Source organism: Streptomyces macrosporus (genome assembly GCF_039533145.1).
Taxonomy (GTDB): Bacteria; Actinomycetota; Actinomycetes; order Streptomycetales; family Streptomycetaceae; genus Streptomyces; species Streptomyces macrosporus.
In genome coordinates this window covers 12,139-37,071 of the sequence record NZ_BAAASZ010000034.1, presented here as the reverse complement: position 1 = coordinate 37,071, position 24,933 = coordinate 12,139, and the positions used below count along the sequence as shown (strand labels likewise).

The 24,933-nt window shown below is 74.5% G+C and carries 24 protein-coding genes; 7 read left to right on the top strand and 17 right to left on the bottom strand.

Annotation, left to right across the window (positions count from 1 at the left end):
• Positions 1-74 precede the first annotated feature (74 nt).
• Both ABD335_RS24350 and purD read right to left on the bottom strand, forming a co-directional pair.
• Positions 75-1,730: a M48 family metalloprotease gene (locus tag ABD335_RS24350; protein WP_425583729.1), complete on the bottom strand. Its 1,656-nt coding sequence runs from the start codon at positions 1,728-1,730 to the stop codon at positions 75-77.
• 206 nt (positions 1,731-1,936) lie between these two features.
• The gene (gene purD / locus ABD335_RS24345; RefSeq protein ID WP_344327261.1) at positions 1,937-3,211 is read right to left on the bottom strand and encodes a phosphoribosylamine--glycine ligase; all 1,275 of its coding nucleotides are present in this window, start codon (positions 3,209-3,211) and stop codon (positions 1,937-1,939) included.
• 234 nt (positions 3,212-3,445) lie between these two features.
• On the opposite strand from purD, the gene ABD335_RS24340 reads away from it, so the two are divergent.
• Positions 3,446-4,192, top strand: a complete 747-nt coding sequence (locus tag ABD335_RS24340; protein WP_425583728.1) for an SLATT domain-containing protein — start codon at positions 3,446-3,448, stop codon at positions 4,190-4,192.
• Positions 4,193-4,219: 27 nt separating this feature from the next.
• Here ABD335_RS24340 and ABD335_RS24335 read toward each other — a convergent pair whose 3' ends face one another.
• Both ABD335_RS24335 and ABD335_RS24330 read right to left on the bottom strand, forming a co-directional pair.
• Positions 4,220-4,870 (bottom strand): hypothetical protein, encoded by a 651-nt coding sequence (locus ABD335_RS24335; RefSeq protein ID WP_344327259.1) that lies wholly within the window; start codon positions 4,868-4,870, stop codon positions 4,220-4,222.
• Between the two features lie 61 nt (positions 4,871-4,931).
• Complete coding sequence (locus ABD335_RS24330) at positions 4,932-5,585, bottom strand: GntR family transcriptional regulator (protein WP_344327257.1); 654 nt, start codon at positions 5,583-5,585, stop codon at positions 4,932-4,934.
• Between the two features lie 161 nt (positions 5,586-5,746).
• On the opposite strand from ABD335_RS24330, the gene ABD335_RS24325 reads away from it, so the two are divergent.
• The gene (locus ABD335_RS24325; protein ID WP_344327254.1) at positions 5,747-6,406 is read left to right on the top strand and encodes a DJ-1/PfpI family protein; all 660 of its coding nucleotides are present in this window, start codon (positions 5,747-5,749) and stop codon (positions 6,404-6,406) included.
• Positions 6,403-6,861, top strand: coding sequence for a MarR family winged helix-turn-helix transcriptional regulator (locus ABD335_RS24320; RefSeq protein WP_344327250.1), 459 nt, complete (start codon positions 6,403-6,405; stop codon positions 6,859-6,861). Before ABD335_RS24325 ends, ABD335_RS24320 begins: the two co-directional genes overlap by 4 nt.
• Before the next feature lie 101 nt (positions 6,862-6,962).
• On the opposite strand, the gene ABD335_RS24315 is transcribed toward ABD335_RS24320, so the two are convergent.
• The gene (locus ABD335_RS24315; protein WP_344327247.1) at positions 6,963-8,246 is read right to left on the bottom strand and encodes an adenylosuccinate synthase; all 1,284 of its coding nucleotides are present in this window, start codon (positions 8,244-8,246) and stop codon (positions 6,963-6,965) included.
• A 308-nt stretch (positions 8,247-8,554) separates the two neighbouring features.
• Between ABD335_RS24315 and ABD335_RS24310 the strand changes: the two genes are divergently transcribed.
• Entirely contained in the window at positions 8,555-9,382 is an 828-nt protein-coding gene (locus tag ABD335_RS24310) for a diacylglycerol kinase family protein (RefSeq protein ID WP_344327244.1), read from the top strand.
• Between the two features lie 18 nt (positions 9,383-9,400).
• Here ABD335_RS24310 and ABD335_RS24305 read toward each other — a convergent pair whose 3' ends face one another.
• Positions 9,401-9,943 carry a GbsR/MarR family transcriptional regulator gene (locus ABD335_RS24305; RefSeq protein ID WP_425583727.1) on the bottom strand — a complete coding sequence of 181 codons (543 nt, stop codon included), beginning with the start codon at positions 9,941-9,943 and terminating at the stop codon, positions 9,401-9,403.
• 96 nt (positions 9,944-10,039) lie between these two features.
• Here ABD335_RS24305 and ABD335_RS24300 point away from each other — a divergent pair, with 96 nt between their 5' ends.
• The 3 genes from ABD335_RS24300 to ABD335_RS24290 all read left to right on the top strand — a co-directional run bounded on the left by ABD335_RS24300 (position 10,040) and on the right by ABD335_RS24290 (position 13,359).
• The gene (locus ABD335_RS24300; RefSeq protein WP_344327242.1) at positions 10,040-10,978 is read left to right on the top strand and encodes an ABC transporter ATP-binding protein; all 939 of its coding nucleotides are present in this window, start codon (positions 10,040-10,042) and stop codon (positions 10,976-10,978) included.
• Positions 10,975-12,612, top strand: coding sequence for an ABC transporter permease (locus ABD335_RS24295; protein WP_344327240.1), 1,638 nt, complete (start codon positions 10,975-10,977; stop codon positions 12,610-12,612). Before ABD335_RS24300 ends, ABD335_RS24295 begins: the two co-directional genes overlap by 4 nt.
• Positions 12,613-12,786: 174 nt before the next feature.
• Positions 12,787-13,359 (top strand): hypothetical protein, encoded by a 573-nt coding sequence (locus ABD335_RS24290; protein WP_344327238.1) that lies wholly within the window; start codon positions 12,787-12,789, stop codon positions 13,357-13,359.
• 63 nt (positions 13,360-13,422) lie between these two features.
• Here ABD335_RS24290 and ABD335_RS24285 read toward each other — a convergent pair whose 3' ends face one another.
• From ABD335_RS24285 to ABD335_RS24235, 11 genes are all read right to left on the bottom strand, one after another.
• Positions 13,423-15,267, bottom strand: coding sequence for a protein kinase domain-containing protein (locus ABD335_RS24285; RefSeq protein WP_344327236.1), 1,845 nt, complete (start codon positions 15,265-15,267; stop codon positions 13,423-13,425).
• Between the two features lie 141 nt (positions 15,268-15,408).
• Positions 15,409-16,044 (bottom strand): response regulator, encoded by a 636-nt coding sequence (locus ABD335_RS24280; protein WP_425583732.1) that lies wholly within the window; start codon positions 16,042-16,044, stop codon positions 15,409-15,411.
• A 56-nt stretch (positions 16,045-16,100) separates the two neighbouring features.
• Positions 16,101-17,468 carry a sensor histidine kinase gene (locus ABD335_RS24275; RefSeq protein ID WP_344327231.1) on the bottom strand — a complete coding sequence of 456 codons (1,368 nt, stop codon included), beginning with the start codon at positions 17,466-17,468 and terminating at the stop codon, positions 16,101-16,103.
• 74 nt (positions 17,469-17,542) lie between these two features.
• Positions 17,543-18,313: an alpha/beta hydrolase family protein gene (locus ABD335_RS24270; protein WP_344327229.1), complete on the bottom strand. Its 771-nt coding sequence runs from the start codon at positions 18,311-18,313 to the stop codon at positions 17,543-17,545.
• 2 nt (positions 18,314-18,315) lie between these two features.
• On the bottom strand, positions 18,316-19,554 hold the full coding sequence (gene kynU, locus ABD335_RS24265; RefSeq protein WP_344327227.1) for a kynureninase: 1,239 nt from the start codon (positions 19,552-19,554) through the stop codon (positions 18,316-18,318).
• On the bottom strand, positions 19,547-20,395 hold the full coding sequence (locus ABD335_RS24260; RefSeq protein ID WP_344327225.1) for a tryptophan 2,3-dioxygenase family protein: 849 nt from the start codon (positions 20,393-20,395) through the stop codon (positions 19,547-19,549). Before ABD335_RS24260 ends, kynU begins: the two co-directional genes overlap by 8 nt.
• A 138-nt stretch (positions 20,396-20,533) precedes the next feature.
• Positions 20,534-20,947 (bottom strand): DUF3151 domain-containing protein, encoded by a 414-nt coding sequence (locus ABD335_RS24255; protein WP_344327223.1) that lies wholly within the window; start codon positions 20,945-20,947, stop codon positions 20,534-20,536.
• Between the two features lie 103 nt (positions 20,948-21,050).
• A complete protein-coding gene (gene fbaA, locus ABD335_RS24250) occupies positions 21,051-22,073 on the bottom strand; it encodes a class II fructose-bisphosphate aldolase (RefSeq protein ID WP_344327220.1) in 1,023 nt (340 codons plus the stop codon).
• A gap of 267 nt (positions 22,074-22,340) precedes the next feature.
• The gene (gene pyrE, locus ABD335_RS24245; RefSeq protein WP_344327218.1) at positions 22,341-22,880 is read right to left on the bottom strand and encodes an orotate phosphoribosyltransferase; all 540 of its coding nucleotides are present in this window, start codon (positions 22,878-22,880) and stop codon (positions 22,341-22,343) included.
• A gap of 32 nt (positions 22,881-22,912) precedes the next feature.
• Positions 22,913-23,722 carry an aldose epimerase family protein gene (locus ABD335_RS24240; RefSeq protein WP_425583731.1) on the bottom strand — a complete coding sequence of 270 codons (810 nt, stop codon included), beginning with the start codon at positions 23,720-23,722 and terminating at the stop codon, positions 22,913-22,915.
• Between the two features lie 30 nt (positions 23,723-23,752).
• Entirely contained in the window at positions 23,753-24,859 is a 1,107-nt protein-coding gene (locus ABD335_RS24235) for an SRPBCC family protein (protein WP_344327214.1), read from the bottom strand.
• Between the last annotated feature and the right edge of the window lie 74 nt (positions 24,860-24,933).

The window sequence follows — 24,933 nt, the reverse complement described above, 5'->3', positions numbered from 1 at the left end:
GTCCTCGGGAACGCCGGCCGCGCGGGGAGCGGGCTTCGGGAGGCCCGGCTTCGGAGGGGCGGGCTCCGGGAAGGTCAGACCAGGCGTATGGGCTTGTCGTGCCGTACGCCCACGGCCGCCAGCCAGTCGCGCAGCGGCCGGGGGTCGGCCTCCTCGGCGAGGGCGAGGACCGGCCTGGCCAGATCGGCGCGGCGCTCGCCGTCCACCAGCAGGGCGGGGCCGTCCAGCCAGTCGAGCCCGGGGGCGGCTCCGGCGGTGTCCACGGCCGCGCAGCACACGGCGGCCGTGATGTGCTCGGCCAGCAGTTCGCGTCCGCTGCGCGGCGGTTGCAGCGGGAATCCGCCCGGCGGGAGCAGTCCGATGTCCCCGGACAGCACCCCGGTGCGAGTGGCGCTCTCTCGGGCCGCGTCCTCCCGGGCCACCACGGCGCCGATCCGGGCCGCGAGCTCCTCGGTGCCGCCGCCGGCCGTGGCGGCCTCCCCCACCAGCCGGTCGATCAGCTCGGCCAGCGTCGGGTTCTCGGTGGCCCGCAGCACCGTGAAGAGACGGGCGGCCTCGGTGCGCCAGATGCGGTCCACGACCTCGTCGGGGTACTGCGGCCAGTCCACCGGCGCCCAGTCGGGGCCGGGCTCGGCGGGGCCGTCGTGGAAGAGGCGCGCGGCCAGCAGGGAGACCGCGCGGTCCACGGCGCCGGGCTCCTCCAGCAGGTCGCAGGCGGGACGCTCGCCCAGTCGCGTGGCGAAGCCCTCGGCCAGGCGGTCGCGCCGGGACAGCTCGGTGAGGGCGGCGACCACGCCGGCGTCCAGCCGCTCGGGCCAGCGCCCGGTGCGCCAGGCGGGCAGCGCGACCCGGGTCAGCAGCCGGTCCCAGCCGGCGTACGCCAGGCCCACCTGCTCCTGGGCGACGACCCGCAGGCCGTAGTCGACCCGCTGGGCCCGCGCGGCGGCGGCCGTGGCGACCATGCGCTCCATCTCGGCGGCGTGGGAGGCGCCCGCCCGCAGCAGCAGTCGGGCCACCCAGCCGACGAAGTCGTACGCGAGGCGCCGCGGGAGCGGGCCGCCGGTCGTCGCGGCGATCGCGGCGGCGGCGTCGAGGCCGCGGACGAAGCGCCGCGCGGCGGCGATGTCCGGGTGCGCGGACGGCCCGGTTCCGGCGACGACCGGGGCGAGCAGCGCGCGCAGTTCGGCGACGCGCATCCACCACAGGAAGGGGGAGCCGATGACGAGCACCGGGGCGTCGCCGTCGCGCGTCCCGCCGAGGCGACCGGAGCGGAGGAGCCGCGGGAACCGCGGAGGCCGCGGGAGGCCCCGGGAGCGGGTGGTGTGCGCCCGGTCCTCCAGCCAGCTGTCGCAGTCGGGCGTCAGGGCTATCGCCGAGGGCGGGGGCACGTCCAGCCGGTCGGCGAGGTCGCGTATGAGGCGGTACAGGTCGGGGGCGGCGCTCTCCTCGATCTGCACCGTGGGGCTGACCGCCGGTCGTGCCCGCGCGATCACGGCCGCGACCCCGGCCGCCGCCGCGAGCACCGGCACGGCGACGGCGACGGCCGCCCAGCGGGCCGCGTCCCACCCGTCGCCGAGCCGGCCGGTGATCCCTCCCACGAGCAGGACGACGGCCACCGCGGCGGGCAGCAGCGCGGCGCCCAGCGCGATGCCGCGCACCCGCAGGACCGCCAGCGCGTGGTCGCGTGCCGAGTGTGTGCCCGTCTCCGGTACTGCCACGAGTCCGCTCACCCCCTTGCCGATCCCCCGCGCCTGTCACTCCCCCACTGTGGCACCGGCAACCGACATCGCAATGTGCGGTGGGCCACTTGCCGGAGCCGTCCGCGGGAACCCTAGTTGGACCCCGCACGGGCGTCAGCCGGATAAGAGGGCGGTCACTCGATGGAATGGCTTTGGGTAAAGCCGGGTGCGCGGACGCGCGCGTCGGAGGTGCCCGGTTACGCCTCCTTGGCGGCCTTGGCGGCGATGTCGCTCCGGTGGTGCGAACCGGCCAGCCGGATGCGGGACACCGCGCGGTAGGCCCGCTCGCGCGCCCGGGCCAGGTCGGCGCCGGTGGCCGTGACGGACAGGACCCGCCCGCCCGCGCTGAGCACCCGGCCCTCCTCGTCGCGCCGCGTGCCGGCGTGCAGGACGTACGCGGTGGGGGCGTCCTTCTCGGCGACCTCCTCCAGGCCCTCGATCGGGTCACCCGTGCGGGGCGAGGCGGGGTAGCCCTCGGAGGCGACGACGACGGTGACGGCCGCGTCGTCGCTCCAGCGCAGCGGCGGGAACTCGGCCAGCCGTCCGGTGGCGGCCGCGTACAGCAGCCCCGACAGCGGGGTCTTCAGCCGGGCCAGGACGACCTGGGTCTCCGGGTCGCCGAAGCGGGCGTTGAACTCCACCACGCGCACCCCGCGGGAGGTGATCGCGAGCCCGGCGTAGAGCAGTCCGGAGAAGGGGGTGCCGCGCCGGCGCATCTCGTCCACGGTGGGCTGCAGGACGGTGGCCAGCACCTCGTCGACCAGTCCGGGGTCGGCCCAGGGCAGCGGCGAGTAGGCGCCCATGCCGCCGGTGTTGGGCCCCTCGTCGTCGTCGTGGGCGCGCTTGAAGTCCTGGGCGGGGCGCAGCGGCACGACGCACTCGCCGTCGGTCACGGCGAAGAGGGAGACCTCGGGGCCGTCGAGGAACTCCTCGATCACCACGCGGCCCTCGCTCTCGTCCACGCCGCAGGCCAGGGCGTGCGCGCGGGCGGCGTCGAGGTCGGAGGTGACGACGACGCCCTTGCCCGCGGCCAGGCCGTCGTCCTTGACGACGTACGGGGGGCCGAAGGCGTCGAGGGCGGCCTCGACCTCCTCGGGGGTGGTGCACACGTACGACCGCGCCGTGGGCACCCCGGCGGCGGCCATGACCTCCTTGGCGAACGCCTTGGAGCCCTCCAGCCGGGCGGCCTCGGCCGACGGGCCGAAGACGGCGATGCCGCGCTCGCGCACGGCGTCGGCCACCCCGGCGACGAGCGGGGCCTCGGGCCCCACGACGACGAGGTCGACTCGCAGCTCGGCCGCCAGGTCGGCGACGGCCGCGCCGTCGAGCGCGTCGACGGCGTGCAGGGTCGCCACGTCCGCGATGCCGGCGTTGCCGGGCGCGCAGTGCAGCGAGGTGACGTCGGGATCGAGGGACAGAGAGCGGCACAGGGCGTGTTCGCGGGCGCCGCTGCCGATGACGAGGACCTTCACGTCTTGCACCCTATCCGCCCGCCGGAGGCCCTTCCCCGGCCCTCGTCGCGGAGGCACCGGCGGCGGCACTCACCCGTTCGGGGTAGTGGTGCCGGCCTTGTATACCCAGCCGGGAGCCACGTATGGGCGGAAATACCGCGAAGGCGGCGGCAACTCCCACCTTTGGGGGTAGGAAGGGGCTTCGAGCGGTCCGTGAACGGTCCGCCGAGTGAGGGCTTTGTATGGGAGTGGCGGGTGAGTCAGCCGGAGATGCGGCCCGAGACAGGCGGCACGGGGCGGGGCGGGCGGAGGTACCTGCGGAGGGACCTCCTCGGGCGGCCTTTCCCCCTGGGGGACTGGGGCGAGCCCGCCGAGCGACTGGACGAGCTGTACCGCTGGGCCGAGGAGGGGGCCCTGGAGATCGCGGAGTGGTACCTGGCCGACCGGGTGTGGAAGCGCCGGGGCGCCCGGATCCTGCGGACGGGGACGGCCCTGGGGGTGGCCGTCGGGGCCGCCCTGCCGCTGCTGGAGCTGACGGGCACGGTGCCGGGGGCGGCCGTGTGGTCCTTCCTGGCGCTGCTGGGGGCCGCCGTGTGCGCGGGGTGCGACCGCTGGTTCGGCCTGACCGCCGGCTGGATGCGGGACGTCGCCACCGCGCAGGCCGTGCAGCGGCGGCTGGAGGTGCTCCAGTACGACTGGGCGTCGGAGTGCGTGCGGGAGGTGCTGGGGCCCACCGAGGGCACGGCGAGCGAGGCCGCCGAGCGGTGCCTGGGGGTGCTGCGGCGGTTCACGGAGGACGTGACCGAGCTGGTGCGGGGCGAGACCGCCTCCTGGATGGTGGACTTCCGCTCCGGTCCGGCGCCGCTGCACACCCAGTCGCTGACCGCGTCCGCCTGGGGTTCGCGGGCCGGGAACACCGCCGCGCAGCCGACCCGCTTCCCGCTTCCGCCGGGCGTGCGTCCGAGCATGCCGCGGCAGCGGCCCCCGGAGGGGCCGCGCTGAGGTCCCGGTGCGGGTCCGTCGGGTCCGCTAGCTGAAGACGATCATGGAGCCCTGCGCCAGGCTCCGGGTCGCCGCGGCGTGCAGCCCCAGCCAGACGTGGCGCTCCCGCGCGAAGGGCCCGCCGTCGTACGCGATCGGGGCCGCGGGCTCCTCCAGCTCCGTGGGGCGGACCGGCGGCGTCGGGGCGGGCGGTGGGTTGGCGGGGTCGATGCCCAGGTAGGGGGCCACCGCCTCCAGTTCGCGCAGCAGCCCGTGGCTGGAGCCCAACGGGCCGCCCCCGGCGAGGAGTTCGTCGTCGGAGAGCGGGTGGGCGAAGTCGACCGGGACGTACGCGCCCGCGTGGTCGTAGTGCCAGACCAGGTGGGACTGCTGGGCCGTGGGGGCGAACATCTCCAGCAACTGCTGGTAGTCGCCGCCGAGTTCGTCGACCGGGGTGACCTCCAGCCCGCAGAGCTGGAGCAGGTGGGCGCGGCGCAGGAAGTGCAGCGCCTCGTAGTCGAAGCCCGCGACGGGGGCCACGTCGCCCGAGAGGCCGGGCATGTAGCCGTAGACGGGGACGGGCGGCAGACCGGCGGCGTTCAGTGCCTTGTCGTACGCCGCGAGTTCCTCGGCGAAGGGGTTGTCGGGGCTGTGGCAGAGCACGTCGACGAGTGGCACCAGCCAGAGGTCACAGGCCAAGGAACGCTCCTCTACGGCGGTTACGGCGGTCGGTACACCGGCCGGAACAGCGTAGTGCCGTTCAGCCGAGCTTTTCGACGAGCCCGAGGGCGTGCTCGTCGTACGCGGCGACGATCCGCTCGACCGCGGCGGCGTCCCGGCGTTCCACCGCGTCGACCAGTTCGCGGTAGTCCGCCCACAGCGAGCCGCGCAGGCCGGGCTGTTCGCGCAGGTACGGCACGGCGAAGACCCAGCACTGCACCCGCAGCCGGTCGAGGAACTCGGATATGTAGGGGTTGCCGACCAGATCGCCCAACTCCCGCCAGAAGCGCAGGTCGTAGCCGATGAGCACGTCCAGGTCGCCCGCGAGCACGGCCCGCTCGGCGGACGCGGCGCGGCGGCGCACGGAGGCGAGCCGTTCGTCGCCGGGGTCGGGCGGCACGAAGGCCGAGGGCCTGCGGAAGACCCCCTCGGTGACCAGGGCGCGCGCCTCCACCATGGCGCGGTAGTCGTCGCGCGTGAACACGCGGACGCGGAAGCCGCGGTGCTGCTCCACGTCCAGCAGGCCCTGCGCGGAGAGGTCGACGAGCGCCTCGCGCACGGGGGTCGCGGAGACCCCGTACTGCTCGGCGATCTCCTTGACGGTGAAGCCCTTGCCCGCCGGGAGCCGTCCGGCGAGCACCTCGTCGCGCAGCGCGTCCGCGATCTGCGCGCGTAGCGTGCTGCGCTGGATCACGGGCGTCTCTCCACGGTCCCGGGCGTTCGAGCGCCGACGCCGTCCTTCATCCGCACCCCCAATCTCAGGGAGCCAAGACTAGCCTCCTCCAATTGACAGCATTCTGTCCAAGTGACAGGATGTTGTCATAACCGATCGGGTGACCGACCCGAGGAGGAACCATGGAACGCAAGACCGTGCACGTCGCCGTCTACGACACGTTCGCCGACTGGGAGTTCCCCTACGCGACCACCGCCCTGAGCGGCGCCGGATACCAGATCGTGTACGTCGGCGAGAGCGGCGAAACGGTGATCTCCATGGGCGGGATGCGGGTGACGCCCACCCTGTCCATCGCCGACCTGCGTCCCGACGACAGCGCGCTGCTGATCCTGCCCGGGGCGGACGCCTGGGAGAAGGTCCTGCCGCCCTTCGCCTCCGCGGCCCGCGGCTTCCTCGACGCGGGCGTGCCCGTCGCGGCGATCTGCGGAGCGGTGACGGGGCTGGCCAGGGAGGGCCTGCTCGACGACCGGCCCCACACGGGCGCGGCGGCCGAGGTGCTGGCCGCGACCGGCTACCGGGGCGGCGCGCACTACCGCGAGGCCGACGCGGTGACCGACGGCGACCTGATCACCGCCGGCCCCACCGAGCCGGTGGCGTTCGCCCGCGAGATCCTCGCCCGCCTGGACGTGTACCCGCCCGAGGTGCGCGACGCCTGGTTCCGGCTGTTCCGGCACTCCGACGCGGACGCCCACCGGGTGCTGGCGGCCCACGAGAGCGCCGGGGGCGGCGGAGGTCCCGTGGCCGAGGCCCACGGCGCGCACCCCGGAGGCGGGGCCGCGTGAGCGCTCCCGAACTGCTGTCGGACACGGCGCTGGCCGTCTTCCGGCTCAACGGCCGGTTCCTGGCCGTCGCCGAACGGCTGGCCCGGCCCGCCGGGCTGACCGCCACCTGGTGGCAGGTGCTCGGCGCGGTGCTCCGCGAGCCGCTGCCCGTGGCCGGGATAGCCCGCGCCATGGGCATCACCCGGCAGAGCGTGCAGCGGGTGGCCGACCTGCTGGTCGAGCGCGGCCTCGCGGTGTACGAGCCCAACCCCGCGCACCGCCGCGCCAAGCTGCTCGCCCCCACCGAGGAGGGACGCGCGGCGATCGAGCGCATCACCCCGGGCCACGCGGAGTTCGCCGCGCGGCTGAGCGAGGCGCTGGGCGGCGAGGAGGGTTTCGCCGCGGTGCGCGACGCGCTGGAACGGCTGTCGAAGGCGCTGGAGGCGGTGGAGCCGGTGGAGCCGCCGACCGCGTGAGGCGCCCCGGCCCGACACGGAGAGGGGCCGCGCCGTGCACGACGGCGCGGCCCCTCTCCGTCGATCGCCGGAGGTCGGTCGGCGGAGGTCGGTCGACGGACTCAGAGGAACGGGTTGATCTGGATGGTCTCGTCCCGGCCCGGACCGACGCCGATGGCGGAGATCGGCGCGCCCGACATCTCCTCCAGCGCCTTGACGTAGGCCTGCGCGTTCTTCGGCAGGTCCTCGAAGGACTTGGCCTTGGAGATGTCCTCCGACCAGCCCGGCAGCATCTCGTAGATCGGCTTGGCGTGGTGGAAATCGCTCTGGTTGTAGGGCAGCTCCTCCACCCGCCGGCCGTCGATCTCGTACGCGACGCACACCGGGATCCGCTCCCAGCCGGTGAGCACGTCCAGCTTGGTGAGGAAGAAGTCGGTGAGCCCGTTGACGCGGGTGGCGTACCGGGCGATCACCGCGTCGAACCAGCCGCAGCGCCGGTCGCGGCCCGTGGTCACACCACGCTCGCCGCCGATCCTGCGCAGCTTCTCCCCGTCCTCGTCGAACAGCTCGGTCGGGAAGGGACCGGCGCCCACCCGGGTGGTGTACGCCTTGAGGATGCCGATCACCCGGTTGATCCTCGTCGGGCCGACGCCCGAGCCGGTGCAGGCACCGCCCGCGGTGGGGTTGGAGGAGGTCACGAACGGATAGGTGCCGTGGTCCACGTCGAGCAGCGTGCCCTGGCCGCCCTCGAAGAGGACGACCTTGCCCTCGTCGAGGGCGTTGTTGAGGATCAGCGTGGTGTCGCAGACGTAGTCCCCGATCCGCTCCGCGTAGCCGAGCAGCTCCTCGACGACCTGGTCGGCCATGATGGCCCGGCGGTTGTAGAGCTTGGCGAGGATCTGGTTCTTCTGGTCGAGGGCCGCCTCGACCTTCTGCCTCAGGATCGACTCGTCGAACAGGTCCTGGACGCGGATGCCGACCCGGTTGATCTTGTCCGCGTACGTCGGGCCGATGCCCCGGCCGGTGGTCCCGATCCGGCGCTTGCCCAGGAACCGCTCGGTCACCTTGTCGATGGTGGTGTGATACGGCGTGATCAGGTGCGCGTTGCCGCTGATGAGCAGCTTGGAGGTGTCGACACCGCGCTCGGCGAGCCCGCTCAGTTCGGAGAGCAGGACCGCCGGGTCCACGACGACGCCGTTGCCGATGACCGGCGTGCACCCGGGGGAGAGGATGCCGGAGGGGAGAAGGTGCAGCGCGTACTTCTGGTCACCGACGACGACGGTGTGGCCGGCGTTGTTGCCGCCCTGGTAGCGCACCACGTAGTCCACCGAGCCACCGAGCAGATCGGTGGCTTTTCCCTTGCCCTCATCACCCCACTGAGCGCCGAGCAGCACAAGTGCGGGCACAGGCGTACACCCCTTCCCGTCGGGGCATGTCCAACGTGCGTGTCGGCCACGCGCCGTCCAAGAGCCGTCGGACCGGTGCCCCGAATCGACGAAGCCCCTGGCGCAACAGCGACAGGGGCTCTTGCACCGAGAGATTACCGGACTCCTCCGACGGGAGGCGAACGCGACGACCCCGGACGCGCCCCCGCCCCTGACGGCCCCGACCGACCCTCCCCCCAACCTCTCCCGAACCCCTCCCGAACTCCCGTCGACATCCAGCCAGTTCATCGGCCCCGCCGTGGGCGCCCCCGAGGAAGGACCGAACCGAGGTGCCGGTTCCGCATCCGCTGCTCGTGCTCATAGACCCCCTCGCCCGACGTACGGACGGGGAGTCCGTACGGATCGCCAAGGACGTGCTGCGCGCGGGCGCGCCGGGGATGAAGGTGTCCCTGCCGGACAGTCCCGAGGAGGCGGCGCGCGCTCTCGCCCGCCGGGGCCGCAGGCACCCGGTGGTCGTCGGCGACGACCGGGCGCTGCTGCGCGCGGTGCGGCTGCTGCACATGGAGCGCGAACTGCCGGAGTGCGCGCTGTCGGTGGTCCCGGTGGGGCGGCCGAGATCGGTCGCGCTGGCCGGGTCGCTGGGCGTGCCGCTGGACGCGGTCCGGGCGGCGCGGGCGGTGCTGGACGGCGTGGAGCGGCGGTTCGACCTGCTGATCGACGACAGCGGCGGGGTGGTGCTGGGGGGCCTGCGCATACCGCCGGTGCGCGAGCGGACGGAGCGCGGGCCGCTGGACCGCTGCCGCTCCCTGGTCCGCACCCTGACCCGGCCCGCGCCGGATCCGCAGGCGCCGCGGCTGCGCGTGGAGGCGGACGGGGTGCTCCTGGCCGACCTCGACCGCCCGGTGGAGGGGGTCTCCGTCGCGCCGGGCGGCGGTCTCGCGGACGTGGTGGTCCGGCAGCGGTCGGCGCCCGACCCGGTGCGGGCGCGGGCCCGGACGGTCACGGTCTCCGGAACGCACTTCCACTACCGGGCCGACGCGGTGGTCTCCGGGCCGGTCCACACCCGCACCTGGACGGCGCACCCCTCGGCCCTGCGGCTGACCGTGCCGGCCGACTCGTCCGTCCCGCCGCAGCGGTCCGCCCCGGCCTCGTCCTGAGGGCCCCGGGCCGCCGGGTCAGGAGGACGCCGGACCGTCGTCCGCGGCGCGGAGGGCGTCGCGGTGGGCGTACCAGCGCTCCATCATCCGGGAGAGCTCGCCCCGCATGAAGCCGAAGAACTCCGCCGTCTCGGCGAGCCGCCGGCCCGCCGAGGTGTCGGGGCCGACGGCCTTGACGCCGCGCTCGAAGGTGGCGATCCAGCGTCCCAGCACCCTGTCGCGGTCGGCGACCGCCCCGTACCAGGTGTCCGCGTGCACGCGGTAGCGCTCCCGGCGCGAACCGGGCTCGCGCTCCCGGGTGACCAGGTGCATCTGGGAGAGGTAGCGGACGGCGCCGGAGATCGCGGCCGGGCTGACCCGGAGGCGTTCGGCGAGTTCGACGGAGCCGAGCGCGCCGGAGTCCTCCGCCAGCAGGCAGGCGAAGACCCGTGCGGCCATCCGCTGCATGCCCGCCTCGGTCAACTCCGCGGCGAAGCGCTCGACGAACTCGGCGACCTCTGGGTAATAGGGCTTTATGCCTTTTTCGTCCGCTTCTTCCGGCTTGTTCGACTGTCCGTTCACCACCACATGTCCATCCTCCCAGGTCGCGGGGGAGACGGAACGCCTCGGCCGTTTTCTAACTTCACAAAATTATGAAGAAAGCGTAGTTTCGAAACCATGACCACGGCAACCACAGCCATCTCGGTGTCCGGCCTCGTCAAGACCTTCGGCCGGACCCGTGCGCTCGACGGCCTCGACCTACAGGTCGAGACCGGCGAGGTGCACGGGTTCCTCGGGCCCAACGGGGCGGGGAAGTCCACCACCATCCGCGTCCTGCTCGGACTGCTGCGCCCCGACGCCGGCACCGCCCGGCTCCTGGGCGGCGACCCCTGGCGCGACGCCGTCGAACTCCACCGGCGCCTGGCGTACGTGCCCGGTGACGTCACCCTGTGGCGGAACCTCTCCGGCGGCGAGGTGATCGACCTCTACGGGCGGCTGCGCGGCGGACTCGACCGGAAACGCCGCGACGAACTGCTGGAGCGCTTCGAGCTGGACCCCACCAAGAAGGGGCGGACGTACTCCAAGGGAAACCGCCAGAAGGTCGCCCTGGTCGCCGCCCTCGCCTCCGACGTCGAACTGCTGATCCTGGACGAGCCGACCTCCGGCCTCGACCCGCTGATGGAGGGCGTCTTCCGGGACTGCGTCGCCGAGGAGCGCGAGCGCGGACGGACGGTGCTGCTCTCCAGCCACATCCTGAGCGAGGTCGAGGCGCTGTGCGACCGGGTGAGCATCATCCGCCGGGGCGTCACCGTCGAGAGCGGCTCCCTCGCCGACCTGCGGCACCTGACCCGCACGTCCGTCAGCGCGGAACTGGCGGGCGAGCCCAACGGGCTCGCCGACCTGCCCGGCGTGCACGACCTGTCCGTCCAGGGCAGGCGGGTGCGGCTCCAGGTGGACACCGACAAGCTGGACGGCGTGCTGCGCCGGCTCGGCGAGGCCGGCGTCCGCAGCCTGACCAGCACCCCGCCCACCCTGGAGGAGCTGTTCCTGCGGCACTACCAGGACGAGACGGTCGCCGCGGGCACCGGCGAGGACGAGAGGGTCATGGCGTCATGACCGCCGTCACGCACCCGTCGGCCGCCACCCTCCGCGGCGGCACCCGCCGCGACCTGGCCGGCACCGGGACGCTGCTGCGGCTCGCGCTGCGCCGCGACCGCGTGCTGATCCCGGTGTGGGTGGTCCTGCTCGCCGTCCTCGCCGCGCAGAGCTCCGCCGCCGTCGCCGAGTTCTACCCCACCGCCGCCGAACGCGCCCAGGTGGCCGCGTCGTCGAACGCCAACAGCTCGATCCGCGCCCTGTACGGCCCGGTCTTCGGCCACTCCCTCGGCGCGATCTCCGTCTGGGAGCTGCTCACCCTGGGGAGCGTGCTCACCGCCATCGTGAGCACGGTCGTCGTGGTCCGGCACACCCGCGAGGAGGAGGAGACCGGTCGCCAGGAGATGCTCTCCTCGGCGATGGTCGGCCGCCGCGCCCCGCTCACCGCCGCGCTGCTGGCCGCCGCGCTCACCGACGCGGCCATCGCCGTCCTCGTCGCCCTCGGCCTGATCGGCACCGGGCTGCCCGCCACGGGCTCGCTGGCCACCGGGCTCGCGATCGGCGGCACGGGGCTCGTCTTCGCCGCGTTCGCCGCCCTGGCCGCCCAGCTCACCGAGAGCGCCCGGCTCGCCAAGGGGCTGACCGGCGCCGCGCTCGGCGCCGCCTTCGTGCTGCGCGCGGCCGGCGACTCCGGCACGGCGGACGGCTCCTCGACGCTCGCCTGGCTCTCCCCGCTGGGCTGGGCGCGCAACGTCCGGCCGTTCGCCGACGAGCGCTTCCCCGTCCTGCTGCTGATGGCGGCCCTGGCCGCGGTGGTGACGGCCGTGGCGTACGACCTGGCCGGGCGGCGCGACATCGGCGCCGGCTTCCTGGCCACCCGCCCCGGCCCCGCGGAGGGCCGGCTCGGGGGTCCGTACGGGCTGGCCTGGCGGCTCCAGCGCGGCTCGCTGCTGGGCTGGGGCACCGGCTTCGCGCTGGCGGGGCTGATCTTCGGCGGCATGGCCGACGGCGCGGACGACCTGCTCGGCGACAACGAGCAGAGCCGCCGGATCATCGAGCAGATGGGCGGCGCGGAGGGCATCACCGACGCCTTCCTCGCCGCTCTGATCGGGCTGTTCGGCATGATCGCGGCGATCTACGCGGCGAGCGCGGTGCTGCGGATGCGCGGCGAGGAGACGTCCGGGCGCGCCGAGCCCGTCCTCGCCGGGGCGCTGCCCCGGCTGCGCTGGGCCGCCGGCCACCTGCTCGTCGCCTACGCCGGGTCCGTCGCCCTGCTCGTCCTCGCCGGACTGGGCATGGGGGTGAGCCACGGCCTGGTCTCCGGCGAACCGGACGCGGTGTGGCGGGTGACCGTCGCGGGCCTCGCCCAGACGCCCGCGGTGTGGCTGCTCGCCGGGGCGACGGTGCTGCTCTTCGGCGCCCTCCCCCGGCTGAGCACGGTGGCGTGGGGGCTGGTCATCGGTGTGCTCGTCATCGGCTGGATCGGCCCGACGCTGGACCTGCCGCAGTCGGTCATGAACCTCACCCCGTTCACCCACCTGCCCAAACTGCCGGGCGGGGATCCGACCGCGGCGCCGTACCTGTGGCTGTTGGCGCTCGGGGCCGGACTGACGGCGGCCGGGCTCGCCGCGTTCCGCCGCCGCGACATCGGCTGACGGACCGGCGGCGGTTGCGCCGTACGGCGCAACCGCGTCACCCCCCGCGCCCGCCGGAGGTGCGCGGCGGCGGGAACACTGCTCGCATGGGGGCGACACACACGGCGTCGCGGACGGCGTCACGGACGGCGGCCGTGGACGTCGGACCGGAACGTCGCAGGAGGTCGCCCTTCCATGCAGACTCCGCACTCCCGGCGGTCGGCGCGGTTCCCGTGCCGCCGCGGTCGCCCGCTCCCCGCCGTCGCCGCCGTCGCGACCGCCGCGGCCCTGGCCCTGACACCCGGCGTACCGGCCGCCGCGGTCGGTACGCCGGCCGGCCCGGACCCCGCCTCGGAACTCACCCTCGACCCCCACCACGCCGACGGCGCCCCCGCCGTCGGCGTGCGCGCCGTCTGCGAGGACGGCGGCTCCGGCGGGATCGTCTCCTCGCCCGCCTTCGAGCGGACCGTCGGCCTCGAACGCGCCGGCGAGGGCGGGCCGGACGGGGAGAGACGGGCCGTCGCCACCCTGCGTCCGGGACTGCCCGTGGGCCACAGCTACCCCGTGGTCGCCGTCTGCGGCACCGGGGAACCGCTCTCCACGTCCTTCGTCCACACCGGGGCGCGAGCCGCGGACCGGCCCCCGCCGGACGGGCTCCCCCCGGGGCCGACCGTCGGCGGGATCGCGCTCGCGGGCCTGGCCTGCGGTCTGCTGGTCCTGCGCCGGCGGCGGCCCCGTCCGGCGCGGGCCCGCGTACGCCTCGGGTGACGCCCCGCGCCTCGGGCGACGCCCCGCGCCGAGCCCGCCCGGCGACCGGGGCGCCCGGCCCGGTCAGCGGCCCGAGGCGATGCGGTCCTCCTGGAGGGCCGTCAGGCGCAGCACCACCAGGATCGCCAGGATCGTGGAGGGGACCGCCAGGAGGTCGAGCAGGATCGAGAGGGCCACCGTGCCCTCGGCGTCCTCGACGGTGGCGGCGTCGTACCAGACCTCGTAGTTGACGAACCCGCCGACCAGGCCGATCAGCCACAGCGTCCACCAGCCGTTGAGCAGGCCGCGGTTGCTGCTCTGGCGGGGGCCGTACCAGCGGGCCCGGGAGGAGGTGGGATCGCTGTGGTCGCAGATGTCGTTGATGATCTGCTTGGGCATGAAGAACCAGACCACCGGCACGAACCAGGAGCCGATCGCCCAGCCCGAGGCGTACCGGATCTGCCCGGGGGCGAACGCCTCGGCGTTCATCCTGATCCGCCAGAACCACACCAGCCACAGCACGATCGTCGGGAGGCCGAACAGCGCGGTCAGGGCCGCCATCAGGTCGGTCGTCATCACCAGCGACTCGTAGTCGAGGTCGGGGCTGTGGAGGCTGTCCCCCGTCAGCGCCTCCAGATCGTCGTAGAGGGTGTAGTCGATGAAGAACTGGACCAGCGCGCACAGCAGCATCGCGCTCAGCGCCGCGCACAGCGCGAGGGAGAGCCCGCGCGCCGACCGCGCGGTCCCGGGCCGGGTCCCGGCCCCGACCTGGTAGGGGGCGGTGACCCCGGGCGGGGGCGTGGAGTGCCACGGCCGGCCGTTCCCCCCGTACGGACCCGCGACGGGGCCGCTCATCGGGCCGTTCATCGGGCCGGTGACCGGGACCTGCGACGGGTACGAGGGCGGGGGCGGTGTGGACGGCACGCCCATCCCGGTGAACCCCTGAGGGGCGCCCACCGGCGCGGGCGGCGGCGTGGCCGTGCCCACCGCGGCGGGGGGCGCGAACGCGCCGGCCGAGGTGGCCTCCGGGTCCTCGCTGTCGAGGAGCCGGACGGCGTGGCGGCCGAGCTGGGCCAGCACCTCGCCGGGCAGCCACGTCCCGCCCTGGGGGGCGTGCGCCCGGACCCGGGCCGCGAGGTCGTCCAGCGAGGGCCGGGCGGCGGCGGCCTTGACCAGACAGCTCCCCACCAGCTCGCGCAGCGGCCCGGACATGCCGCTCAGGTCGGGTTCCTCCTCGGCGATGCGGAACAGCAGCGCGTGGAAGCCGCTGTCGGCCGTGCCGAACGGCATCCGCCCGGTCGCGGCGTAGGCGAGCACCGAGCCCAGGCAGAAGACGTCGCCGGCCGGGCCGACGCGCTCGCCGCGCACCTGCTCGGGCGACATGAAGCCCGGCGAGCCGATGACCGCGCCGGTCTGCGTCAGCCCGCCGGAGGTGACCGAGTCCAGGGCGCGGGCGATGCCGAAGTCGATCACCTTCGGCCCGTCGATGGTGACCAGCACGTTCGACGGCTTCAGGTCGCGGTGGACCAGCCCGGCGCCGTGGATCGCCCGCAGCGCCTCGACCAGCCCGGCGGCCAGCGCGTACACCGAGTGCTCCGGCAGCGGGCCGTAGTCGTCGTCCACCACCGCCTGGAGCGACGGACCGGCGATGTAGCCGGTGGCCACCCACGGCGTCTCGGCCTCGGTGTCGGCGTCGAGCACCGGCGCCGTCCACTCGCCGCCGACCCGCCGGGCGGCGGCGACCTCCTTGGCGAAGCGCTCCCGGAAGGCGGGCTGCCGGGCCAGCTCCTCCTGAACGACCTTCACCGCGACCGTGCGGCCGCGTTCGGAGCGGGCCAGGTAGACCCGGCCCATGCCGCCGGCCCCCAGCCTGCCCAACAGTCGGTACGCGCCCACCCAGCGCGGATCCCCGTCCCCCAGTGGTTCCATCGCGCGCGGCTCCTCCCCGTTCACCTCGTGCGTCGAGAATAGAGGTGTGCGCGTGCGTTGTTGACGACGGCAACCGATCCGTGACCGGTTCCCTCGTCTTCCACCGCTTTGCCCCGGCTTCCCGCGACCGCGGGCGACGGCTCAGCCGCCCGGCGTGACGAGCCCCGACTCGTACGCGAAGACGGCCGCCTGGGTGCGGTCGCGCAGCCCCAACTTCACCAGCACGCGGCTGACATGGGTCTTCACCGTGGACTCGGCGACGACGAGCCGGTCGGCGATCTCGCTGTTGGACAGGCCCCGGGCGACCAGTGCCAGGACCTGCGTCTCCCGTTCGGTCAGGTCCCCGACGCGCTCCACGAGCGGGGCGCTCCGCCCGCCGGCCGAGGCCAGCCGGGAGAACTCCTCGATCAGCCGCCGGGTGACCGTCGGCGCGAGCAGCGCGTCGCCGCCCGCCACCGTCCGCACGCCGTCGGCGAGTTGGCGTGCGGAGGCGTCCTTGAGGAGGAAGCCGCTCGCCCCCGCGCGCAGCGCCTGGTAGACGTACTCGTCCAGGTCGTAGGTGGTCAGGATCAGCACCCGGGCGGGGGCGCCGGAGGCGCGGATCTCGCGCGTGGCCTCCAGACCGTTGAGCCGGGGCATCCGGACGTCCATCAGCACGACGTCCGGGGCGAGTTCGGCGACCTTCGCCACGGCCTCGCGCCCGTCCACCGCCTCCCCGACGACCTCGATGTCCGGCTGGGCGTTCAGCAGGACGGAGAAGCCCTCGCGGACCATCATCTGGTCGTCGGCGATCAGCACCCGCACGGGCGTACCGGGGCCTTCCGCCGGGGAGTTCAGCACGTCCTCCCCCCGTCCGCCGCCGGTGCCGGTGCCGCCGGCTCCACCGGCAGGAACGCCTCCACCGCGAAACCGCCGTCGTCCGTCGCCTCCGCGGTCAGCTCGCCGCCGAGCATCGCCACCCGCTCCCGCATCCCCAGCAGGCCGTGCCCGGCGCCCGCCGACTTCCGCACGCCCTCGGTGGGCGGGCCGTTGACGATCCGCAGTCCCAACCCGACCGGCACGTGGCTCAGTTCGACGCGGGCGCTCGCGCCGGGCGCGTGGCGCAGGGTGTTGCTCAGCGCCTCCTGCACGATGCGGTACGCGGACAGCTCCACGCCCTGCGGCAGCGTCCGCGCGCTCCCGGTGGTGACCGCCTCCACCTCCAGCCCGGCGCGGCGCACGTTGGCCACCAGGTCGTCCAGGTCGGCGAGGGTGGGCTGCGGAGCCTCCGGGCCCCACTCGTCCAGGTCGGCGGGGAGGTCGGCGCGGACGACGCCCAGGACGCGGCGGAGTTCGGTCAGGGCGGTGACGGCGTTCTCCCGGATGCCGGCCAGGGCCGTCACCAGCTCCTCGGGCGGGTTCTCCACCCGGTAGGGGGCCGCCTCCGCCTGGATGGCGACGACGGACATGTGGTGGGCGACCACGTCGTGCAGCTCGCGGGCGATGGTGGTGCGCTCCTCCAGGAGCGTGCGGCGGGAACGCTCCTCCTCCACCACCGCGACCTGCTCGACGACCTGCTGCCGCGACTCGCGCCACCCGCGCACGGAGAGCAGGAGGACGAGGGCGATCCCGGAGAGGAAGGCCATGATGCCGACGTCCGACTCCCCCCAGGGTTCGTCGACCTGGAGGATCCAACCGGCCACGACGGTCAGCGCCCACATCCAGGCCGAGGCCCGGGGACGGGTGCGGGCGGCGACGACCAACATCACCACCAGGTGCGAGACGAGGCCGGGTCCCGTCAAGGGCCATGCGCCGTGGAAGGGCCCGAACAGCATCGCCGCCGGGACGGCCCCGACCAGCGACAGCCAGAAGGCGCCCACGGGCCGGAAGAGCACCAGGACGAGCGGCGCGCCGAGGAGCATCGCGCGGGCGTAGGCCGCGTCGCCGTCGTAGGACTTGCCGATCTCCACCGCCATCAGCAGCAGCGCCAGACCGACGACGGCCAGGTGCGGCAGCCGGCGGACGCGGCCCCGCGCGGCCTCGGGCAGCCGGCGCAGCAGCCGGTGGTCCTCGGACGGCGGCGGCAGCGGACGGAACGCGAAGGCCCCGGTCAGCAGGTCCTCGCGCAGACCGCGCAGGGTGTCGCGGACCATCCGCAGCTCGGTGCGCGGCCCGGCGGCGGGGGCGGCCCGCGGGATCGTCTTCGTCGTCGTCTCGGTCACGGCGACGAGCCTAGGGACCGCGGACGTCCCGGTCGTCCGTCCGTGGTCGCATCCTCCCGCGTCCTCCTCGGGTACTACGCGAGGGACCGCCGGGCGGACACGGCCTCCGCCGCCAGCCGTTCGAAGGCGGCCGTACCGGGGGTGACGGGCGCGTAGTGACCGGTGCCGGGCAGCTCGACCAGCCGGGCGCCACGGGCGGCGGCGTAGCGGCGGGAGAGGTCCACCGGCACGTCCGCGTCCTCGGTGCCGTGGAGCAGCGTCACGGCCACCGCGTCCGGGTCCGGCGGCGGCAGCCGCATCGGGTCGGCCTCGGGCAGCCGGGCGGCCACGTGCTCCGCCCCGCCCAGCAGTTCGGCGACCGCGCCCCCGCTCAGGCCCAGCTCGTGGGCGCGGGCGAGGTCCGCGACCGGGGCGACGGCGACGACCGTCCCGGTGACCGGCCCGCGGGCCGCCGCCCACAGCGCGAGGTGGCCGCCCGCCGAGTGGCCGACCAGCGCCCGCACCTCCCCGAGCCCGGCGAGGTGCGCCAGGGCGCGCTCGACGTCGGTGAAGGTGTGCGGCCATCCGCCGTCCCCGCCGACGCGCCGGTACTCCACCAGCGCCACCCGCACCCCGTGCCCGTCCGCCAGGGCGGCGGCGAGCGGGGAGAGGTGGACCCGGTCGTACGCCTCGCGCCAGAAGCCGCCGTGCAGGACGACCGCCAGGGGGGCGCCGGGCGGGCCGTACAGGTCGATCACCTGCGAGGGGTGGGGGCCGTACCGCTCGGAGGAGGACGGCGCGACCGGGGCCAGGCCCAGCAGCGCCGCCTCCTCCGCCTCGTTGACGGACCCGTCGACGATCGCCATGGTCAGGCGGCGCGTTCCGCCAGCACCTCGCCGAGGACGCGGGCGGCGTGCTCGACGTCGGCGAAGGACGTGTACAGCGGGGTGAAGCCGAAGCGCAGCACGTCCGGGCGGCGGAAGTCGCCCACCACCCCGCGCCGGATCAGCTCCTCCATCACCTCGCCGGCGTCCGGGCAGCGCAGCGCGATCTGGCTGCCGCGCCGGGCGTGGTCGACCGGGGTGACGCACTCCACGCGCCCGGCGGGGACATGGGTCTCCACACAGCGCAGGAAGAAGTCCGTCAGCGCCAGGCTCTTGGCGCGCACCGCCTCGATGTCCACGCCGTCCCAGACCGTCAGCGCCTCCTCCAGCGCCAGCATGGACAGGATGTCCGGCGTCCCGACCCGGCCGCGCACCGCGCCGTCGGCGGGCTCGTACGCGGGGCTCATGCCGAACGGGTCGGCGTGGGAGTTCCAGCCGGGCAGCGGCGAGTCGAAGCGCGGCTGGAGGTCGCGGCGGACGTAGAGGTACGCGGGGGCGCCGGGGCCGCCGTTGAGGTACTTGTACGTGCAGCCGACCGCGAGGTCCACTCCGTGCTCGTCGAGCCCGACCGGGAGGGCGCCCGCGCTGTGGCACAGGTCCCACACGGCGTAGGCCCCGGCCTCGTGGACGGCGGCGGTGATACCGGGCAGGTCGTGGAGTTCGCCGGTGCGGTAGTCCACGTGGTTGACCAGGACGGCGGCGGTGCGCGGCCCGACGGAGCCGGGTATGCCGTCGGCGGGCAGCGCGCGGATCGCCGCGCCGGTCAGGCGGGCGGCGGAGGCGGCGATGTAGCCGTCGGTGGGGAAGGTCGTCTCGTCCACCAGCAGGTCGGTGCGGGCCGGGTTGTCCTCCCGGGCCATCCGGATCGCGGCGACCACCGCCTTGAGCACGTTGACGCTGGTGGAGTCGCCGACCACGACCTGGCCCGGCGCGGCGCCGACGATCGGGGCGATCCGGTCGCCGACCCGCTCGGGCGCGGTCCACCAGCCGGACTCGGTCCAGGAGCGGATGCGCAGCCGCCCCCACTCGTGCTCCACCACCTCGGCGAGGCGGGCGGGCACGGTCCGGGGCAGTGCGCCCAGGGAGTTCCCGTCGAGGTAGACGACGCGCTCGCCGTTCTCGTCGGCCAGGACGAAGTCCTCGCGCTTTCCGCTCAGTTCGTCGGCGGCGTCCAGCTTGGCCGCCTCCTCGCGCGGTCGGGGGGTCCGGGGGGCGTCAGACATGGCTACGGGCCGTCCACAGCTCGGGGAAGACGTTCTTGCGGGCGCGCTTCTCCAGCCACGCCACGCCCGCGGAGCCGCCGGTGCCCTGCTTGGCGCCCATGGCCCGGCGGGTGGCCACCAGATGGTCGTTGCGCCAGCGCCAGACCAGCTCGGCGACCTCGGTCAGTGCCTCGCCCAGGCGCACCAGGTCGCCGTCGGGGTCGCCGGCGTAGATCCGCGCCCAGACCTCCTCCACCCGCGGGTCGGGTTCGTACCGCTGGGAGACGTCCCGCGTCAGGACGGACTCGGGGACGGCCTCGCCGCGGCGGGCGAGGTAGCGCAGCACCTCGTCGTACAGGCTCGGCTCGTGGAGCGCCTTCTCCAGCTCGGCGTGGGCGCGGGGGGCGCCGCGGTGCGGGACGAGCATGGACGCGGACTTCTCGCCGAGCAGGAACTCCATCCGCCGGTACATCGCGGACTGGAAGCCGGAGCCCTCGCCGAGGGCGCCGCGGTAGGAGTTGAACTGCGCCGGGGTGAGGTGGGCCAGTGGCTCCCAGGACGCGTTGAGCGAGGTCAGCTCGTAGGTGGAGCGCTTCAGCGCGGCCAGCGCGGTCCTCAGGTCGTCCTCGCGCAGCGCCCGGGCGGCGGTCTGCCACTCGTGGACGATGACGGTGAACCACAACTCCATGACCTGGGTGGTCACCAGGAACGCCATCTCCCCGGGGTCGTCGGAGAGCGGGTGCTGGAGGTGGGTGAGGACGTCCGCCTTGACGTAGTCCTCGTACGGTGTGGTCCCCGCGAAGTCGAGGTTCGGGGCCTCCGGGCCGAATTCGGCGGCGGCCTCGGGCGGTTGTGACGGCATGCGTGGATCTCCTTGCGCGCTCGCCCGGGGTCGCCGGGCCTTACCCGCAGATCATCGGGGCGCGGACCGGAGACGGCAAGGGCCGGTCGGGGGCCGTTTCGCGGCGGCCCCCGGAACCGGCCGAGGCCCAGGGGGTCGTCAGGAGAGCGTGGCCGCCGCGGTGGGCGAGCTCTCCTTCAGGAAGGTGGTGCAGCGCTCGTACTCGTCCTGCTCGCCGATGGCCTTGGCGGCGCGGGCGAGGGCGTGCAGGGCGCGCAGGAAGCCCCGGTTCGGCTCGTGCTCGAACGGGATCGGGCCGTGCCCCTTCCAGCCGTTGCGGCGCAGGGCGTCGAGGCCGCGGTGGTAGCCGGTGCGGGCGTAGGCGTAGGACTCCACCATGCGCCCGGCGGCGTAGGCGTCGTCCGCGAGCTGCGCCCAGGCCAGGGAGGAGGTCGGGTGCTCCGCGGCGACCTCGGCGGGCGGGGTGCCCGCGGCGAGCAGCTCGCGCGGCTCGGGGTCGTCGGGAAGGTGGGTCGGGGGCGGTCCCCCGAGGAGGTTCTCGTGAATGGCCATGGCCCCAGTCTGCACGGTCGCCGCCGATGTGCGACGAGCCCGACACCGTCGGGTGCCGGGCTCGTCCGCCGTCGGGGGCGCGGCGCCGTGCGCCGGGTCCCCGTTACTTCAGCCGGGTGCCGGTGGAGCGCAGGTTCTCGCAGGCCGTGACGACGCGCGCGGCCATGCCCGCCTCGGCGAGCTTGCCCCAGCTGCGCGGGTCGTAGGTCTTCTTGTTGCCGACCTCGCCGTCCACCTTCAGCACGCCGTCGTAGTTGCGGAACATGTGGTCCGCGACCGGACGGGAGAACGCGTACTGGGTGTCGGTGTCGATGTTCATCTTGACCACGCCGTTGTCCAGGGCGGTGGCGATCTCCTGCTCGGTGGAGCCGGAGCCGCCGTGGAAGACGAAGTCGAACGGGTTCTGCTTGCCGAACTTGGCGGCCACGCCCTCCTGGAGGTCCTTCAGCAGCTCGGGGCGGAGCACGACGTTGCCCGGCTTGTAGACGCCGTGGACGTTGCCGAAGGAGGCGGCCAGCAGGTAGCGGCCCTTCTCGCCCAGGCCCAGCGCCTCGGCGGTGCGGATCGCGTCCTCGACGGTGGTGTACAGCTCGTCGTTGATCTCGTGGCTGACGCCGTCCTCCTCGCCGCCGGTCGGGGTGATCTCGACCTCGAGGATGATCTTCGCGGCCTGCGCGGCGGCCAGCAGCTCCTGGGCGATCTCCAGGTTGTCGGCCAGGGTCTCGGCCGAGCCGTCCCACATGTGGGACTGGAAGAGCGGGTTGCGGCCCTCCTCCACGCGCTTGCGGGAGATCTCCAGCAGCGGGCGGACGTAGCCGTCCAGCTTGTCCTTGGGGCAGTGGTCGGTGTGGAGGGCGACGTTGATCGGGTACTTCTCGGCGACCACGTGCGCGAACTCCGCCAGCGCGACCGCGCCGGTCACCATGTCCTTGTTGTACTGGCCGCCCAGGAACTCCGCGCCGCCCGTGGAGATCTGGATGATGCCGTCGCTCTCCGCCTCGGCGAAACCGCGCAGCGCGGCGTGGAGCGTCTGCGACGAGGTCACGTTGATGGCGGGGTAGGCGAACTTGCCGGCCTTCGCCCGGTCGAGCATCTCGTTGTAGACCTCGGGGGTTGCGATGGGCATCTGTCCGCTCCTTGATGGTGTGCGAAAAGTGTTCGGCTCTGGCGTGGGTCAACGGATCGACGTCATCGTCGCCCCCATCCTCCCAGACGGGGGCGAACGATCCACCCCTGCGTCCCCGGGAGCGGTGGAAGGCGCCGCGTGATTCGCCGTTCTCACGTGCGGCTTCCCCGCGGGGACGGCCCCCGCACCGCCGGCCGGACCACCCGGGGTCACCGTTTCACGTGAAACGGTGACCCTCCCGGCCCTCTCCGAGTTGCCGGGACCGGGTCACTCCAGGCCCAGGTCCTCCAGTCCGTACGCCTGGTAGTACGGCAGGCCCGCCTTCTCGATCGCCGGGGCCGCGCCGCGCTCGACGATCACGGCCACGCCCACGACCTCCGCCCCGGCCTCCCGCAGCGCCTCGACCGCCGTGAGCACCGAGCCCCCCGTGGTGGAGGTGTCCTCGACCGCCAGCACGCGGCGGCCCGCCACGTCCGGGCCCTCGATCCGACGCTGGAGGCCGTGGGCCTTGCCCTGCTTGCGGACGACGAAGGCGTCCAGCTTCCGTCCGCGCGCGGTGGCGGCGTGGAGCATCGCGCCGGCCACCGGGTCGGCGCCGAGGGTCAGGCCGCCCACCGCGTCGTACTCCAGGTCGGCGGTCAGGTCGAGCATGACCTGGCCGACCAGCGGCGCGGCCTCCCCGTCCAGGGTGACCCGGCGCAGGTCGACGTAGTAGTCGGCCTCCTTGCCGGAGGAGAGGGTCACCCTGCCGTGGACCACGGCCTTGTCCTTGATCTGCCGAAGCAGCTTCTCGCGCGCGTCGCTCATGCCGACGAGCCTAAGCCGGCCCCTCGCGCCGCTCAGACCAGGGAACGCCAGGTCCAGACCGTGGTGACCTCCAGCGGATCGATGGGCGTGACCAGGCGGGGGTGGGTGTTGAGCCCGTTGGGCGGGCCGGTCTGCGGTTCGACGCAGACGGCCTCGTCCTGCTGGTCGTAGATCACCACCCACTCGGCACGGCTGGCGACCTTCAACTCCAGCTCGCCGGGCCAGGTCAGCGTCACGTCCACTCCGTCCGGCATGCCGAAGCAGTCGTCCCAGGGGCCGGGCCGCGGCTCGACGCGGCGGCCGGTGGGGAGGTGGTCCTCGCCGCGCTCCTCCTGCCAGGCGGGGGCGAAGTCCAGGGTGACGTCCTGCCCGCCCCGGCCGAGGTTGCGCAGGAACCAGGGGTGCCAGCCCGCCTGGGCCGGGAAGGAGTTCCCGATCGTCTCCACGCCCAGGGTGAGGGTGAGCCCGCTGCCGTCCTCGGCCAGCTCCACCACCTGGGTCACCCGGCTCGGCCAGGGCCAGGGGTCGGTGAGGTCGTGGTAGAAGGCCGCGGACCGTTCGTCGCGACAGGCCGTGCGCCAGGGGCGTCCGCGCACGAGGCCGTGGATGGCGTGCTCTCCGGCGTTCACGGGCAGTTGGTGGAGTTCGCCGCCGTTGCGGAACCGTCCGCCCCGGGTCCGGCCGCACCAGGGCACCATCACGAACGAGCCGTACCGTTCGCCCTGCCGCAGCACCTCCGTACCGCCGATGCGCAGCGAGGCGATCCGGCAGCCGTGCTTCGGCTCGACGGTCACCTCGGCGTCGCCGGCCCGCAGACGCACTCCGCTCTCTGTCTTATGCACCGTCACGTTCCCGACCCTAAACCGCCGGGGTCAGCGGCGTCGCCTGAGCACGCGTCCGACGACGACCGCGGAGGCCACCACCAGCGCCGCCGCCGGGGCGGCCCAGCGCAGCGCGGTCAGGGCGGGGGAGGTGGTCTCGGGCGGGGGGACGGGGGCGTAGCGGCCGCGCGGCGGGGCGTGGTCCACCTCCTCGGCGCTGCGCCCGATCATCGTCCGGCGGGCGTGGGCCGCCTCGGCGGTGACGGGCGACACCTCCCCGCCGAGGTCGTCGAGATCGTCGATCCCGTCGAGGTCGTCGCCGAACCCCTCGTCGGCGAGGTCGTCGGCGAACGCGTCGTCGCTCGTCGGATCGAGCGACGACGGCGGGATCTCGACCTCGAAGATCCCCTCGACCGGCGCCTCCCGCGGAGCCTCCGGCGCCTCCGGCTCTCCGGCCTCCCCGGTGTCCTCCTCCCCGGTGTTCTCGGCGCGGGCGGCGTCCCGCTCCCGGGCGTCCGCCGCGTCGGGGGTCTCGGGCGCGGGGATGCCGGGGATCACCGGTTCGTTGTCGTCGGGTTCGCCGATGCCGCCGGAGGCGGCGACCGTGCCGGAGGCGTCCACCGGGGCGACCGGGTCGGCCGCCAGGCTCGCGGCCAGCTCACCGCCGAAACGGTCCAGCAGCCGGCGGCCGGCGGCCTCCCGCTGCTTCTCCTCGAACTCCGTGATCCGACCCGTGCCGCGCAGTTCGGCGGTGCAGGCGAGCGTCGTGCCCTCGCCGTCGTCGGTCGGGCGCGGCACGACCGTCAGGGTCAGCTCCACCGCGCCGGCGCCCCGCGCCTCGGTGCCCTCGCCGTCGACCGTGTACCGCTCGTCCCCGCTCCCACCGTCCGACCCGGCCGGCCCGTCCGACCCGTCGGTCCCGGACGTCTCGTGTGCCGCGCGCGTCAGGCCGTGCGTCAGGCGCAGGCCGCCGCGGTAGGTGATGCTGGAGCCGCCGATCCGCACCCGCAGCCGCCCTCGCAGGGACACGCCGTCCCCGGCCACCGCCTCCGCCGCGTCGGGCCGGAGTCCCGGGACACAGCGCGCGACGCGCTCGGGGTCGGCGAGCGCCGTCCGTACGGCCCCGACAGTGAACGGAACGTACACCTCATGCTCCATGCCGCGGAGCCTACCCAGTACCTCCCCGCCCAGTGCCCGGTCCGCGGACACCGGCACGCCGCACGTCCCACCAC